General features: G+C 61.2%; 11 protein-coding genes. 5 read left to right on the top strand and 6 right to left on the bottom strand.

The window, feature by feature from the left end:
• The first annotated feature begins 59 nt into the window (after nucleotides 1-59).
• From ACFX4T_RS21140 to ACFX4T_RS21130, 3 genes are all read left to right on the top strand, one after another.
• A complete protein-coding gene (locus tag ACFX4T_RS21140; RefSeq protein ID WP_377653914.1) occupies nucleotides 60-1,475 on the top strand; it encodes an acyltransferase in 1,416 nt (471 codons plus the stop codon).
• Nucleotides 1,472-1,828: a GNAT family N-acetyltransferase gene (locus tag ACFX4T_RS21135; RefSeq protein ID WP_216922589.1), complete on the top strand. Its 357-nt coding sequence runs from the start codon at nucleotides 1,472-1,474 to the stop codon at nucleotides 1,826-1,828. The genes ACFX4T_RS21140 and ACFX4T_RS21135 overlap by 4 nt, the downstream gene beginning before the upstream one ends.
• A 119-nt stretch (nucleotides 1,829-1,947) precedes the next feature.
• Entirely contained in the window at nucleotides 1,948-2,700 is a 753-nt protein-coding gene (locus tag ACFX4T_RS21130; RefSeq protein WP_377653912.1) for a hypothetical protein, read from the top strand.
• 119 nt (nucleotides 2,701-2,819) lie between these two features.
• Here ACFX4T_RS21130 and ACFX4T_RS21125 read toward each other — a convergent pair whose 3' ends face one another.
• Genes ACFX4T_RS21125 through ACFX4T_RS21110 form a run of 4 tightly spaced genes read right to left on the bottom strand, consistent with a single transcriptional unit; the run spans nucleotide 2,820 to nucleotide 8,147 of the window.
• On the bottom strand, nucleotides 2,820-4,661 hold the full coding sequence (locus ACFX4T_RS21125; protein WP_377653910.1) for an IucA/IucC family protein: 1,842 nt from the start codon (nucleotides 4,659-4,661) through the stop codon (nucleotides 2,820-2,822).
• A complete protein-coding gene (locus tag ACFX4T_RS21120) occupies nucleotides 4,658-5,248 on the bottom strand; it encodes a GNAT family N-acetyltransferase (protein WP_377653908.1) in 591 nt (196 codons plus the stop codon). Before ACFX4T_RS21120 ends, ACFX4T_RS21125 begins: the two co-directional genes overlap by 4 nt.
• Entirely contained in the window at nucleotides 5,245-6,588 is a 1,344-nt protein-coding gene (locus ACFX4T_RS21115) for a lysine N(6)-hydroxylase/L-ornithine N(5)-oxygenase family protein (RefSeq protein WP_377653906.1), read from the bottom strand. The genes ACFX4T_RS21120 and ACFX4T_RS21115 overlap by 4 nt, the downstream gene beginning before the upstream one ends.
• Nucleotides 6,585-8,147 (bottom strand): pyridoxal phosphate-dependent decarboxylase family protein, encoded by a 1,563-nt coding sequence (locus ACFX4T_RS21110; RefSeq protein WP_377653904.1) that lies wholly within the window; start codon nucleotides 8,145-8,147, stop codon nucleotides 6,585-6,587. Before ACFX4T_RS21110 ends, ACFX4T_RS21115 begins: the two co-directional genes overlap by 4 nt.
• Nucleotides 8,148-8,379: 232 nt before the next feature.
• Between ACFX4T_RS21110 and ACFX4T_RS21105 the strand changes: the two genes are divergently transcribed.
• Complete coding sequence (locus ACFX4T_RS21105; protein WP_223947582.1) at nucleotides 8,380-8,736, top strand: hypothetical protein; 357 nt, start codon at nucleotides 8,380-8,382, stop codon at nucleotides 8,734-8,736.
• On the opposite strand, the gene ACFX4T_RS21100 is transcribed toward ACFX4T_RS21105, so the two are convergent.
• On the bottom strand, nucleotides 8,733-11,441 hold the full coding sequence (locus tag ACFX4T_RS21100; RefSeq protein ID WP_377653902.1) for a hypothetical protein: 2,709 nt from the start codon (nucleotides 11,439-11,441) through the stop codon (nucleotides 8,733-8,735). The two genes, ACFX4T_RS21105 and ACFX4T_RS21100, sit on opposite strands and share 4 nt — an antisense overlap.
• Nucleotides 11,442-11,662: 221 nt before the next feature.
• Nucleotides 11,663-13,228 (bottom strand): RNA polymerase sigma factor, encoded by a 1,566-nt coding sequence (locus tag ACFX4T_RS21095; RefSeq protein WP_223947584.1) that lies wholly within the window; start codon nucleotides 13,226-13,228, stop codon nucleotides 11,663-11,665.
• Nucleotides 13,229-13,726: 498 nt separating this feature from the next.
• Here ACFX4T_RS21095 and ACFX4T_RS21090 point away from each other — a divergent pair.
• On the top strand, nucleotides 13,727-15,222 hold a 1,496-nt coding region (locus ACFX4T_RS21090; protein ID WP_377653900.1), incomplete at its 3' end, for a GEVED domain-containing protein.

Below are 15,222 nucleotides of genomic sequence, written 5' to 3'. Positions count from 1 at the left end.
CGGCACCCGGGGCGGAGAATGGAGTCAGCACGCAGGCGCGTGTAGTCGTAGGGAGTGCCATGCAGCGGGCAAAGCCGGTTCATCCTCCCGCCAGCCGGAGCACGGCTGTGCCGGGAGCTTTGAATGCGCAGCCGGAACCGGCTGTGCAGGGCGTTTCGGCTGTGCGGCGCGATCCAGCAATCGACCTTGTCCGCTTCATATGCCTGCTCCTGGTGGTCGCGGCCCACTGCATGATGGTCAGTCCCGTTCTTCACAGGGACGGGAAAGTCACCACGCAAAACACGCTCATGGAGCAAAGCTGGTTCACGCCGGTGGTTTGGGTGCTCATGATCGTCCCGTTGTTCTTCGTCCTGGGCGGCGTCACAGGATTGCAGTCGTGGCGACGCCTGAAAGAGCGCGGCGGCAGCGGCTTCGACTTCGCCCAGTTGCGACTTCTGCGCCTGGTCCGTCCGGCCATGGCCCTGCTCGCCATCATGTGGGCGGGGCTCTGGCTGGCCTTGCTCAGCGGCGTAGATCCACAAGTGATCCAGTTGATGACTACCGGTGCCGCGATGCCCCTCTGGTTCCTGGCCGCGTACCTCACAGCACAGGTCAGCATCCCGCTCATGGCCAGGCTTCACCAACGTGCCCCGCTGCCAACGTTGGGCGTCCTCGTGGCGCTGATCATCACCGTGGACTCCCTCCGCGGCGCTGTCCCGGTTCTTGCCTTCGTCAACATGGTGTTTGTCTGGTGCGCAGTCCAGCAGCTGGGCTTCCTCATGGCCGACGGCTTTTTTGAGCATCGCAGCAGAACCTGGCTGGTAGGGGCGATCATAGTCAGCAACGTGTTGCTCGGGCTGGTGACCGGCGTGGGCGTATATCCGGGCAACATGGTGGTGAACATCAACCCACCCAACCTTTGCCTGCTTCTGCTTGCTATCTCACAGAGTGCCACGCTCCAACTTCTGGGCAAAGGCATACGCTGGATCGCCTCTGTCCGCTGGGTCCAGACGATTATCGCGGTGGCGGGCCGCCGGTCCATGACCGTTTACCTCTGGCATCTTCCTCTCCTTGTGGGCATGTCCGGACTCCTCTTGCTCACCGACTTCCCCAAACCGACCGACGGCACAGCGGAATGGTGGTGGGCACGCATCCCCGTCTTCTTCGCCGTCGTAGCCCTGCTCGTGCCGGTCGTGCTGCTCCTTGGCCGCCTTGAAAACCGTCCGACGGCGGCCAGCCACGCGCGGGGTCCCTCGCGCACCGCTGTGACGACCGCCGCCGTCGTGGTCCTTATCCCCGTCGCGGATGCCGCGCTAAATGGCCTGACCCTGGCGCTCCTGGGCGGGGGAGCTGCATGCTTCGCGCTCGCCGTCCTGCTGCTTGGCAGGGTCCCGACGCCGGTGCTGCCGCCGTCCAGGCCGGACGGGACGCCAAGCCGCGGGGGAAAAAGGCCCACATTGCCAGCGCAGGGTTTACGTGCCAATCTCGAATCATGACCGAGCACACTGAATCATTGGCAGACTCGTTCCGAGCTGGCGTCACCACAGTTCGAAACGACAAATTCCATCGCTATGAACTCCGCGTAGACGGGGAGTTGGCGGTGATTTCCCAATTCATCGATAGGCCCGGTCACATCGATTTCACCCACACCGAGACAAGGTCACAGTTCAAAGGCCAGGGGCTGGCCAAGGTGCTGGCGCATTTTGCCTTGGACGATGTGGTGGCATCCGGCAAGCGCATCATTCCGCATTGCCCTTACATCGCGGCTTACCTGCAGAAGCATGAGGGCTACGGGCAGGACGTTGACTGGCCCGCCGAGAAACCCGTGGGCGAACCGGACAACGAGTAGGGTTTCACGCCATCCCGGAACACTTATCTCAGCGTCCTTAGTGCGAGCAAGGCTTCCCACTTGTCCATTATTTGGACGAAATTGCGTCATGACTGGGCGCTCAATGGCACTCATTGGACATGAAAGATCAACGCGCTCATCTGAAAATCGAAAGCAGGTCCTTACAGCTACGTGGGCGCTGGCGACAACGTAGTGAGCAGGCCGGATGGCTGTTTCCGGGTGACTGGCTGGTTCCAGAAGTCGAGGACATGCTCAAGGCCCAAGCGGAGGGCGGTGAGCTGCAAATGTCCGCCAAGAACTTGGGGGCGTCCCGCGCATATCACGGCGTTGGAGTCCGCGAAACAATGCAGGATCTCAGTGCCTTTTTCGAAGCGGCAGGCGTACCTGCTGATGATGGCTCTATGCGGGATCTCGTCGAGGGATGGGCGCAGGAAAACGAACGTGTTGAGCCGTTCTCCTGCACCGACGTCTATACAGGGCTAGCAACTATGGCGCACTTTGAACGACTCATCCATGAGATGTCGCTCCGCCCCAGCGCCCGGCGTAGAAGCCACACGATAGCGAGCCTTCACCTGGGATGGTCTGATGGCGGCAAGCTGCTTGGCTGGGAAATGTTGGCCGAAATGGGACAGATATGCCGAGGGCAACTTGCGGCAGTGGAAGCCACTGGGGCATATCATCGCGGAAGTATTCATACCATGCTGACCCGCAAGCGCGAGAGCTACGAGGCGTTGTTCCGCTGTCTACAACTCATCGACGGGCTACATCAGGGCGTCGGACGGCGAACCCTCGTGGAATTTTTGGATTTTCCCACCTCGCCAGCGGAGTGCGATCGGGTCATCAGTGGCCTCCGATTTTCGCAACACGATTAAGCAGCAACTCGTACTACTTAGGCGTGGCAGCTGCCTGGGGTCGGATCAGGCAGCCAGTCACGAGGGGGCGCCACCGGATGAAGTAACTTTTCCCGGCGGCGCCTCCGCCATTTTTCCGCTTAAGCGAACTTTGCCAGGGGGTTGGTCAGCCGTCCGGCCATCTGCAAACCACCGGACGGATCCGAGATATCGAGCATCTGTTGGTTGTTCCGCAGTTGCAGCCGGTTGAGGCAGGACAATTCGAAGTCCGGAGCGAAGAGGTCGTGCATCGCGAACTGATCGGCGAGTTCGGGGTGCCGTGCCTGGTACTCCCGCAGCACCGATGCGGCAGTCCCCCAGAACTCGTCCTCGCGCACCGTCCCGTCCTCAATAAGGATGGCGCTGAGGAAACGGAAGATGCAGTCGAACACGTCAGTAAAGATCGCGAGGACCATCTCTTCGGCCGGAATCTCCGCCTTGACGCGGGAAACCTCTTCCGGCAGCTTGAGCCGGTCACCCATGACCACAATTTCCTCGGCGATGTCCTTCATGATGGCCCGCACCGGCACGCCGTCTTCGAGGATCAGGATGACGTTTTCGCCGTGGGGCATGAACGCGAGCTCGTATTCGTAGAGGCAGTGCACCAGCGGCACGAGGTACGCCTCGAAGTAGCGGCGCAGCCATCGCATTGGAGCCAGGCCGGAGCGCGCAATCAGTGAAGAAACCATGGAGGTGCCGGAGGCATCGACGTGCAGCAGCGATGCCATGGTTGCCAGCTGCTGGCCGTCCTCAAGCAAAGGCAGGGGACTTTCCCTCCACAGGGCAGACAGCATTTTCCTGTACGGCGAACCCTTGGCCGAAGCAGCCTCGTAGTAGTGGTTGTGATAGCCGATAGCCGCAGTTTCACGGATCATGGCCAGGCCCCGGTTCTGGAGCTCCTGGTCGTTGTCGATCAGTTCTTGCAGCCAGTCGTTGATGGCCGGTGTTGCCTTCATGTATTGCGGCGACAGCCCCCGCATGAAGCCCATGTTCAACACGGACATCGCCGTCTTCACGTAGGCCTTCTCCGGCGAGGTGGTGTTGAAGAACGTTCGGATGGATTGCTGGGCCTGATAGGCGTCTTCACCTGTGCCCAGGTTCACGATATGACGCTGGGCGATTTCTGCCGCGAACGTCACGGTGAGCTTGTTATCCCACTGCCACGGATGTACCGGCATGAGCAGGTAGTCCTCAGGATCAAGGCCTGAAGCGGACAGTTCCGCGTTGAACCATGACAGAGTTGCCGGTCCCAGCTCGGCCTCAAAGTGCGTCCTGTAATCCAAACCTGCGCTGGAGGTAAAGACGGCCTTGCTGCGATGCACAGCGATCCACTGAAGCTTCACCACGGCACCTGTTTCCGGCGCGAATGCGTGATAGTCCGCGATCCCGAACCCCAACCGTCCGTTGTTGGCAACGAAGCACGGGTGACCCTCGGTCATGCTGTGCTCTATGGCCTGGAAGTCGGCAGCCCGATCAGCCCCGCCGGTGATGCCTGCAGCCAACTGGGCTGAGCTGAACGGCTTGCCCTGCTTGTAGGCGTGGCTGGCCAGTGTGCTGCTGATTTCCTCAAGGTAGACCGGCAGCATCTCCTCGCGGATGGCCAGTGCCTCGTGGAACTCGGTGATGAAGTCCAAGGCATCCAGCGGCAGCTCCGCACCATCGCGGATTCGAGCAATGGATTCCGGGAAGACGGACCAGTGTTCAAGCACCAAGAGGCGCGCACGGAAGCGATACTCAACGGTGGCGTCGTCGCTGACAACCTTGTACAGTCCGACGCCGGCGCCCTCCTCCCGGATCAGCTCCGGCACCAGGATCCGCTCGTGCGAGAACTCGGCAATGGCTTTCCGTATCAAGTGCCTGTTGGCAACGGCCCAGCGCTCCGGGGTCAAGTGGGATACAGGTTCGGCTGCCTCGTGGAGGGCGGCTTCGGCAGTAGTGGTCACAGGAAATCTCCTCTGATCGCCGCGGCAGGCGCGGCCAGAATCGGGGTCAGGGTGGCGAAGAAGTCCTCGCGGGTGCAGAAGCTCAGCAGGCCTTGCTTGTGGTCTTCGGAGGGGTCGACGGCGGGAAGAGTCACCGCGCCGTGCGGGCGGAAGCCCACCTTCTGGTTCAGCACGTGGATCTTGTGGTTTCGTGCGTCAGGCTCGACGACGACCCGTTGGGTTGCAGGGTCAGCGAACAGTTCCGTCATCACCGACTGCATGACGGCCGTGGTGTAGCCGGGCTGCGGGTTGCCGGAAGGCGGGGACACCAGGAGGTGCATTCCAACATCGCCGGCTTGGACCTCGTAGACGTCCGCCAACGGCGATGACCTGGGACGGTACCGCTCCATCAGGAAGGCGGGGACGCCGTCGTCGAGCCCCAGGAACGCCTGGTGGTGGCCGGACTGAGCGATCCTAGAGTATTCCTCCACAACGTCCTCCTCGGTGGCCGAGACCATCCCCCAGAACCGTGCGTACTCCTGAGTTACCCAGCTGTGGAGGATAGGTGCGTCCGCTATGGGGTCGACTGGCCGGAATGTGAAGCTCATACTGCGGCCCCCACGGTGTTCGGAGCTGTTGAAGCAACTGCGGCTGGCGCGCCGAACTGCTGGAACGCGATGCTGCGCTCGATCGGATAGACCTCGTGTCCGGTGATTTCGCGCAGGATGCAGGAGTTGCGGTAGGCGGCCATGCCGAGGTCCGGCGTGACGAAACCGTGGGTGTGAAGCTCGGCGTTCTGGACGAAGATTTCGCCAGGTTCCACACCCGTCCCGTAATTGCGTTCGACGTCGAAGCGGCCCTGGGCGTCGCGGCGGATCCGGTCCTGGATGCCGGCCAGGAAGGCGGGCTCCTTGTAGGAGTAGCCGGTGGCGAGAACCACGGCTTCGGACTCCAGGCTGTAATCGCGTCCGTGCTCTTCATGGTGCAACTGGAGCGTGTGGATCCCGGTGGCCGCATCCCATTCAGCAGCAGTCAGCGATGAGTGCGTGTGGAGCTGGGTATCCACCATGCCGGAAAGACTCTTGGTGTACAGGAGATCGTAGATGTCGTCGATCAAGTCCGAGTTGATGCCCTTGTAGAGGTTCTTCTGGCTCTTGATGAGGGAATCGCGCTGCTCCCCCGGCAGCGAGTGGAAGTAGTCCACGTACTCGGGCGAAGTCATCTCCAGTGTCAGCTTGGTGTACTCCAAGGGGAAGAACCGGCCCGAACGGGTCACCCAGTTGAGCTGGTAGCCGTATACGTCGATTTCCTGAAGGAGTTCGTAATAGAGCTCCGCGGCGCTCTGGCCGCTGCCCACAATGGTGATGCTGCGCTTGGACTGCAGCTCACTCTTCCTCGACAGGTAGTCGGCGTTGTGGAGGACAAGTCCGCCGCTCTCCACGATCCCTGCACAGGAGGCCGGAACGTGCGGCGAGGTGCCGGTTCCCAGAACCAGCTTGCGGGCGTGAAGCACTGCAGCGCCATCCGGACCCTGCACCGAAAGGCGGTACACGCCGTCGTCGTACGCCACATCCAGCACATCTGTGCTAAAACGGACCGACTCCAGTTGGCCGGCCACCCACTGGCAGTACTGGTTGTATTCGGCGCGCAGCGGGTAGAAGTTTTCCCGGATGTAGAAGCGGTACAACCGTCCGGTCTGCTTGAGGAAGTTTAAAAACGAGTACGGCGACGTCGGATCGGCCAGGGTGACAAGGTCCGCCATGAACGGCACCTGCAGGTGCGCGGGCTCCAGCATCATGCCGGGGTGCCAGTCGAAGGACTCTCGACGGTCAAGGAAGACGCAATCCAGGTCTTCCACGGGCGCGCTCAGCGCGGCCAGGCCTAGGTTGAAGGGCCCGACGCCGATTCCCGCGACGTCGTAGATCTTGCCGCTATCAGGGGTGCTCATGCGGCGGCCTCCGTGGTGGTCGCGAGCAGGCTGGCGCCCGTCCGTCGGATAAGTTCGATGATTTCCTGAATATCCCTCAGGGAGGCCTCGGCATTGAGGAGGGTGAATTTGAGGTAGTGGCGGCCAGCCACCTTGGTGCCGGCAACCACGGCTTCGCCTGAAGCAAAGATCGCTGCGCGGATGGCCGGGTTGAGGACGTCTGAGGCGTCCTCATCGAGGGCCACTCCCGCCACTTGTGGCCGATAGCGGAAGACCAGAGTGCTCAGCTGGGGCTCGGCGGCGAGTTCAAATTCCGCATCGTCTGCCAGCACCGCCCCCACGCGGCCCGTCAGGTCGATCGCTTCGTCGAACAGTGCACCAACCGCGTCGGCGCCCATGATGCGCAGAGTGAGCCAAAGCTTGAGAGCGTCGAAGCGGCGGGTGGTCTGGATGCTCTTGTCCACCTGGTTGGGAATTTCGGCTTTCGCGGCGCTCTCCGGGTTCAGGTAGTCCGCGTAGTAGGTGACGTGGCACATCATGTCGCCGTTGCGGACCAGGACTGCGCTGGAGCTGACAGGCTGGAAGAAGGTCTTATGGAAGTCGATGGTGACGGAGTCGGCCAGGTGGATCCCGTTCAGGAGGTGGCGGTAACGGCCAGAGACGATGAGGCCTCCGCCGTATGCTGCGTCGACGTGCAGCCAGGAATCATAGGCCCGCACCAAGGCCGCCAGCTCGGAGAGAGGATCCACCGAGCCGAAGTCGGTGGTCCCAGCGGTGGCCACGACCGCCATTGGTACCAGGCCGGCGTCGTGCGCTTCCGCCAGGGCAGCCGCAAGTGCGGTGGGATCCATGCGGTGATCAGCAGCGGTGGGCACGGCGATGACGGCATCGAAGCCGAGTCCGAGCATGGAAGCGGACTTCTGGATACTGAAGTGGCTGTCTACGGACGTGAAAATCCGGAGGCGGTCCAGGAGGTGCGGCAGGCGCGCGTCGCCATTCGTGGCACGGAGCTTGGCCACAGCGTGGTTGCGGGCTATCAGCAGCGCCTGGAAGTTGGACTGGCTCCCACCCGAAGTGAAGACACCGTCGGCTTCTTCCATGAAGCCGATGCGTTCCGCAGTCCAATCGATGAGGCGGCGTTCAATCATGGTGGCACCGGCGCTCTGGTCCCACGTGTCCATAGAGGAATTCACGGCCGAGAGCACGGCTTCACCAACCAGGGCGGGAATGACCACCGGGCAGTTCAGGTGTGCCGCGTAACGGGCATCGTGGAAGTAGATCGCGTCCTTGAGGTAGAGCCCGTCCAGCTCCTCAAGGGCTGCAGCCGTATCCGGCAACGGACGTTCGAGATCGACGGCACCAACGCGGGCCTTCAATTCTGCGTGCGCGACGCCGGTGAACGGCTGGGCGGTTCTCTGGACTTTGGTGGAGACCGCGTTGACTCCCTGAAGAACCTGCGCCACATAGCTGGGCGAATTTCGTGCGTTGAACAGCTGGTTTGTGGCAGCGAGGGCCAGTTCCACCTTGGAGCCAAAGTCCTGCTCCTGAGCAATCCGCTCTTCGACACTTGGTGACGTCACGTCAGCTTCCTTCCATCATTGGGCGCTAGTTAGCAAAGGCAAGCCTTACTTAGGCTTGCCTTTTCGTCAAACTTTTGTGACCTATTTCCCCTGAGGCGCGTATTCTCGCCGTTTTTCGAGGAGAGGAAGCGTCATTGACTTTTATTCGAAGCTGACGCCGTGGAAAATACCCCGGGCCTTAGCAGGGGGCTGTAGAGTCAACGGCACAGAAAACTCTACGGTTGGGGGACCAGTGGCTGACGAGACACACGAACGGATCGGTTTCCGCGAGATCGATGAACACGGGAATGCGGTGCGGGCAGTGAATCCGCATGCCCCTGAAGACCCTGAACGGGGACGGAGGCGAGTACTCGTGAACCCGTTCGTCGTGGCCCTCTGGGTGCTGGACGCTGGGTTGGTGTGGTTTTGCTTCTGGGCGTTCGACGCCGTAGCGGCAATGGCCGGTCCCACGGCGCAAAGTCCCTCGGCCCAAGTGAATTTCATGGTCCTGCAGTCCGTGCCTTACGTCCTTCCAGGCACCATTCTGGTCACAGCCGCCCTGCTGTTCTGGCACGCCTTCCAGTGGCAGAAGAAGCGGGCCACGACCTAGGCCTGCCGCTGGCTCCGGACACCTTTGCGGCGTCCCATCAGGAACAGGACGAGGCCGGAAAGGATGATGACAGCAACCGGCAGGATGGAAAACGCGACTCCCGTGTTGGCCAATGCTCCGGCTGACGAATTTGTAGCGGTTACGGACTTGCTGGGCTGATCGGGAGCTGGCCGATTCGGAACGGACCGCGAGGAGGCCTCTTGTCCAGATTGCGGTGCTATCCGCAGGAATGCCTCTTCCGCCTCCTTCTGCCCTGTCCGCGGGAATGCCACTGCGGTTGTGGCAGGATGCGTTTTTACCAGCCCACCTGCCGATGACGCCCCCCGGGCTGTTGCCGCGTTAGTGATGTTGCCGGCTTTGACATCCCACCACGTGAGTTCGTAGCTTGCCGAAGCCGTCACACTTTCACCGGGCAGCAACTCACCCGGGACGCCGGGCCACACGTAGACCACTGGTCCGAGTCCCGGCGCGGGATCCTCAATGGCGACGTCCTTGAGGGCGGCGTTTCCGGCGTTCTTCGCAGTGAAGAGATAGGTGATGACCTCGCCCACCTGAGCAGGATCACCCACTGCAGACGCGTCTACAGTGGTGGAGAACTCAAGGCGCGCATCCGGCGACAACGGCGTATCCGTAGCCACCGGCAACGATGCCACCAGGCGCCCCATTCCCGGACTGCCAGCGAGCGTAGCGGAGTTGGCCACATGGCCGGCGTCGAGGTCTGCTCGGGTGACTGTGTACGCCGCAGTCGCGGTTAGCACTTGACCCGGGAGTAGCTGGCCGGCGATTCCGGGCCACGAATATGCCAACTCGGGGAGCCCGGTAAGCGTGTTGTTGATGAGCACATCCGTCAGTGGCACGTTTCCACTGTTCGTTGCCCTAAAGCTGTAGCGAATCACATCCCCGACCTGCGCTGGCGAGTGGGCGGCGGAGGCATCAGCGCTGTGGGTAAACCCGAGGCCGGGCAGGGGCGCAGCGGTGCCAGTCAGAATGCACTTGATGTCTGCGCCGGCTACGGGCGTCAGTGCAAACGGCCGGTCAACCGCCGCTCCTACGGGCAAATTCGGCTGGAGGCCAGCGGCGTCCGTACAGGTGATGTTCCGGTGGTAATTGGACGGGATGCCGCCGGATTCCGTGAGGTAGTAGGTAGTGCCTGCGTCGGCAGTAGTCTGACCTGTGTCACCAGTACCCGCAGCGATGGCTGCCACAGATCCTGCGGTAGTGGAGTGATTAATGGCGTTTACCACGGCACCGGTAGGAGACCCCGCACGGATCTCCATAGTGAATTGGTCGGAGACCGCAGCGCGGGCCGTGGTCAGCGCCTTGCCCAGCGTAATCCGGGGAGCCCGGACCACAAGGGAAGCCGCTGCAGGAGGGTTCAAGTTGGTTGCAATGTCCGTGGATGCGCTTGAATACGTGCCCTCGGCCGAAACCGTCACATCCACCACGATGGTGCATGAGGCCTGACCCGGACGGAGGTCGCCGCCGGAAATCGAAAGAGTTCCGCTGCCGGCATCTGCCGAGCGAAGGAAGGGGCCGGTTCCGGGAACCTGAACGCATGTTCCCCCAATGTTCGGATCCCGGGCGATCCTCAGTCCGGAGGGAAGCACCTGGTTGATGGACCAGTCATGCTTCGCGTTGAGCTCACTGGTATTAGTGACAGTGAGGGTGAGGGTGGAAATCCCGCCGGGGCCCACCACCGCGGGCGTGAAGGATTGCCTCAATCCTGGAGTGACGTCAACCAGGCGCACGTCGTCAAAGGCGCCATCGTTCCCGTTGGTTGCGCCGTTGTTGTTCCACATTTCCAAGCCCAAGGAATTGCCGGTGGCTTGGATTGCCGTGTTTGACGTCATCGAGTTGATGTTGACGGTCCTGGTGACGGTTCCCGGGGTTCCGCCGACGTCGCTGGTGACTTGTTGCTGGAATGAGTCCACGTTGGGGTCGTCCGAGGTTTGGCACCCGTTGAGTGGGTTCCCGATGCGAGTGACCGCCCCGGCACTGTCAACCGTTGCGAACTGATAGGACGGATCGCCCGAGGCCACGCCGCAATTCATGTACGCCGTGTTGACGCCGAAGGTGTAGTAGTGGCCTGCAGTCACGGGGATCGGTTTTGCCGTCTTGAACATCACTCCGTCAGTGGGCCCTGAAGGAATGAAATCACACCCCGATCCGCTGGAAGTGGTGGAAGGGCATTCAGTGTAGGAGCTGTTCACGTGATTCGTGCTGGGGGATCCTGGAGTGAACTGCTGACCCATGCCCAAGGCCAACATGCGCATGTACTGATAGCTGCGAATACCCGCGACCTCGGCACACCTGTTGTTTTTGCCTTCGGCCGCAGTTCCGGACTGCGCCCATGTGGGGGTATTCGAATTCCGGTAGCTCAGGATGACGCCATTGCACCTGGCGGCGTCGACCCAACCTGAAGAACCTGTGTACGTCTGACCACCCTTGCCAACGTATTGCTTTGACCCGGGAGCGGAGTAAGACTGCGCGCCAAGGGCGGAGTTGGGGCTGCCGTGCTCGAAATTCTCCGAGAACACCACAGTGCCAGGCTGGGTAGCGTCGGGCGTCCAGGATGTTGAAGGCGTAGGTGGCATTGACGGCGTTGTCGCCTGCGCAGGAGAAAGCTGAAGGCCGCCCAGCGCCGAGGCAGCGGTAAGGGTGGACAGAAGTATCACGAAAGTTCTGGCCAGGAGAGAATTCTTCACGGCTGTTGCTTATCTTTCCATCGTCCCCAAGCGCCCCTGACTCAAGTCCCAGGCAGTTGCGCTTGGTGCTTCCGCTTCCAAGGAAGCCGATGCGCACAGATATTGTCAGCCTCTTAGTGTTGGCTAAAGCCGAATCGTGACGGAGAAAACGGAAAAAGATTCAGGCTCTTTCCGAGCAGGCTCGGCGCTCGGACCGGCGTGCGAATGGCCAGCGGCTCGCGCTAGTGAAAACTGTTGGCGAAGGACTTGCTAACGACATGCTGGCCGCCGAACTGATAGTTCAGTGTGCTGCCTACTTCAGGATTGCGAAGGGAAACGCCCAGCTTGAATGCCAGGCTGGCTGGCTCGAAGGATGCCGTGCTGCACCGGATCAACCGACCGTCCTCAGCGGGATCCGAGCACGACCATCCGGACGGTGCCGAGAATTTTCCGGGGATGAACGTGGCATTCTCCGGCAGGCTGAAGATTGTTTCACCGGAGCTTGATACCGGGCCTCCAAGCAGTGAAAAGCCCACACTGATATCGCGCTCGAGTAGCCCGCTGCCAGCTTCCATGCCAAAAACAGCGTCGACCATCTGTAACGGGGCAGCCGTTGAAGGCATGGCCTCGGTGGTTGAGGATACCGTCCCGGAGTTCGTGACAACGGCTGCCCGCTGCCTGTCAATTTCCTCGGATACAGGATGGGGCCGAACCTCTACCGGTGCAAAAGGTTGCTGCAACTGCGCCGCAGTCGGAGCTGGGGAGGAGACGGCGGGCACGTCCGGCACGGCACTGGACGTCGAGGGTGAGGCCGAAGACGGAGCATCGCCGGCCTTACTGACCTCGGCACCGGGCTGCCCGAACCAGGTGACCAGTCCAAAAATCGCCACGCCTGCAGCAACAGTCGCAGCAGCAGCAACCTTCCACACGTTGCCGGCGGATCGGACGATCGCAGGATCTTGCCCGGCGTGGCCGGACGGGTTCGATGCTGAAAGCAGTCCCGCAGCTGCGCCAGGGGTCAACACGATGCCGGTCACCAAAGGGAAGAGAGCGGCCCTCATGGCACCTTGGATGTGGTTGAGTTCAAACAGCAGTGCAGTGCATTTTGAGCACGTCTCCAGATGCGCGCTGATCTTTTCGCGTGAGGTCCGTTTCAGCGCATTCCGCGCATATTTACCCAGCTGGCCGGAATACTCCGAACACTCATCGCCAGGAGCCAGCACCACGTGGTTTTGCAAATACGCCTGACGGAGTCCCTCCCGTGCCCGGATGAGCAAAGATGACACTCCATTGGGGCTGATACCTATGAACGGCGCAGCAGCAGCCGGCTTCATGCCCTCAATGTCCACATGCCAGAGCACCGCTTGCCAGCGCTCGGGAAGGGAATTGAACGCGGCCGCCACGGCCGAGGATTCGAATTCCCTCAAGACGGGGTCGGCGTCGACGACGGCGGTATCCAGGATGGCCTCGTCAGGAGCAGACTGGGTGAGTCTTGCTTTTCGGTTCCGCGCATGCGCTGTTCGCTGCACGACTGTCAGCAGGTAGGCGCGAAAGAACTCCCGTGGTCCCTTGCCGCTGCTAAGTGCTTGGAACACTGATGCGAATGCCTCGGCAACGATGTCGTCGGCGTCACTCGGGTTATCAGTATTCGCCCGCGCAACGTATTGCGCAGCAGCTAGATGCCGTCGGTACAACGCGTCAAAGGCGTCGGTGTCGCCTCCCCGGACCGCCCCAATGATTTCCTGATCGCTGATTGGTCCAGCGGTGATGGTTCCGCCGCTGGAACCCGTATCAAAATCGCTCCCCATAGGCCCAGTGTGACAGCAAATTCGGGGATGACTTGAATCGCAGGGTCCTTAGGACTACAGGGGCAATTTCTCGGAATTTTCGCGACACGATCTGCCAGGAGCGTGCACTAATCACTTATGGGCTTAAACGTGGACCTTCCAGTAGATGGAGGCAAAACCAGCTACTAACGACTGCCTGCAACCAACTTCTCGAAGCCCTACCGGAACCAGCTGAGAGCCGGCTCTCAAGAATCTTTTGATTTTCGCAACACGATCCTTGGACCTTCCCTACTTGATGTGTGGAGGTCTTCCCTGCAGAGCGCGGATTGGACGGGCCTCTGCTTGTCCCAATGTTTGCGCGTCGGCCTGCGGTCGGCCGATCTCTCTGTGTTCGTGGAAGGAAGCTCCTTGAAGTATCCACTTAGGAAAGCGGGGGCCTTTTGGGTTGCGTTGATGGTGCTCCTTGGGACGCTGTCGGTCGGTGCGCTAGGCTTTGGATCCCCAGCTCAGGCCTATCAAGTGGCAACCGCAGGCGCAAGCGTATCCAACACCACCGCTACCCTCACAATGCCTGGTTCCGGGCTGGTGACCACCTATGACCGGTCCGGGCTGACATACATGGTAGGCGGGACCACCATGGACAGCCGCGGCCTAGCTGTCGGCGACTACACTCCGGCCATAGCCGGATCGGCCACAGGTGTTGAATTCGCCACCCATGCGACCAACAACTGCGCCGCTACCGGCCCGTGCTCCGGGCTGGGCACTGTCAGCATTGCTTTCAGCCAGCCCGTCCGGAACCCGGTTCTCAATATCTCCGGGCTTGGAGGGTTTGTCTACCATTCCGCGGACAAGAAATCCCCTGTAGACGCACAGTCCCAGGTGCACGCGGTGCTCAACCTTGCAACCGCGGGGTTGAGCATGACCAAACTTTCCGGCAACAACTTGGCTGTGTCAGGTAACGCCATCACCACCAGCAATCCCAACGCCGGAACGTCTTGCACAACGAACGTCCAGAACGATTCTCCGGATCCGGTAGATGCGCAGACAACGGCTGGCTGTGGTTCAGTGCGGATCAACGGCATCGTCACTACGCTGACCTTCGACATCAGTGCAGTCTTCGTGCAGACCACCAACTCGCTGCCACCGTACACCATCAACGATATCCAAGAACCGTTGCACAACCAGGACAACTATGTCATCACCATGACCGTGCCGCAGGACTTCGGGGATCCGCCGGCCTCGTACGATCAAAGCAACGCAGCCCGGTCTGTACTCTCAGATGTCACCCTCGGCCCGAACGTAACCGAGGACAACGCCACGGTGGCAAATGGCACTGCCTCACCTAATGCCAGCCCAACGGCCGCTCTTGACCTATTGGACGATGGAGTACTGCTCACCCCCCTCAACGCGGGCGCAACAAGCTATTCGACGAACGTTTCCATCAACGGGGCCAGTAAGGCAGGGACAGTTTGCGGATGGATTGACGTCGATAAGGACGGAATCTTCGACAACCCGGCCGAACGCGCTTGCTCAACATTTGCGGCCGGAGCCACAACGGCCACCCTCATGTGGGCCAGCCTGCCCGCCGGGATAACTGCAGGGACAACTTACTCCCGGTTCCGGATCGGTTACACCGCGACCCAGATCCAGTCGCCCGTGGGTGCATCGGACTCGGGCGAAGTGGAAGATTACCTTTTCACTGTTGCTCCACCGGCTGCTCCGGCCATCACGCTGGTAAAGACGGTGGACAAGACCACCCTAGTCGCCGGTGAAACGGCCACGTACACGTTCGTGGCGAAGAACACGGGAAACGTGACCTTGTCCGGCGTGGCCATCACCGAGACGCAGTTCTCCGGCAGCGGCACCATGTCGGCGCTCTCGTACAGCTGGCCCGGCCTTCCCGGCATCCTTTTGCCGGGCCAGTCCGTGACAGCCACCGCCACGTATGTGGTCACCCAAACCGACGTCACTACCGGCCTGCTGACAAATACGGCAAAAGTAACGGGAAACCCACC

Source organism: Paenarthrobacter sp. YIM B13468 (assembly GCF_042788025.1).
In the GTDB taxonomy this organism is placed as follows: domain Bacteria; phylum Actinomycetota; class Actinomycetes; order Actinomycetales; family Micrococcaceae; genus Arthrobacter; species Arthrobacter aromaticivorans.
This window is presented reverse-complemented; position numbering and strand designations above follow the sequence as displayed.

What these genes read in the sequence shown, in the direction of transcription:
- ACFX4T_RS21130 (WP_377653912.1), top strand. Translation starts at nt 1,948, where the DNA reads ATGAAAGATCAACGCGCTCATCTGAAAATCGAAAGCAGGTCCTTACAG.
- ACFX4T_RS21135 (WP_216922589.1), top strand. Translation starts at nt 1,472, where the DNA reads ATGACCGAGCACACTGAATCATTGGCAGACTCGTTCCGAGCTGGCGTC.
- ACFX4T_RS21095 (WP_223947584.1), bottom strand. Translation starts at nt 13,228, where the DNA reads ATGGGGAGCGATTTTGATACGGGTTCCAGCGGCGGAACCATCACCGCT.
- ACFX4T_RS21115 (WP_377653906.1), bottom strand. Translation starts at nt 6,588, where the DNA reads ATGAGCACCCCTGATAGCGGCAAGATCTACGACGTCGCGGGAATCGGC.
- ACFX4T_RS21140 (WP_377653914.1), top strand. Translation starts at nt 60, where the DNA reads ATGCAGCGGGCAAAGCCGGTTCATCCTCCCGCCAGCCGGAGCACGGCT.
- ACFX4T_RS21120 (WP_377653908.1), bottom strand. Translation starts at nt 5,248, where the DNA reads ATGAGCTTCACATTCCGGCCAGTCGACCCCATAGCGGACGCACCTATC.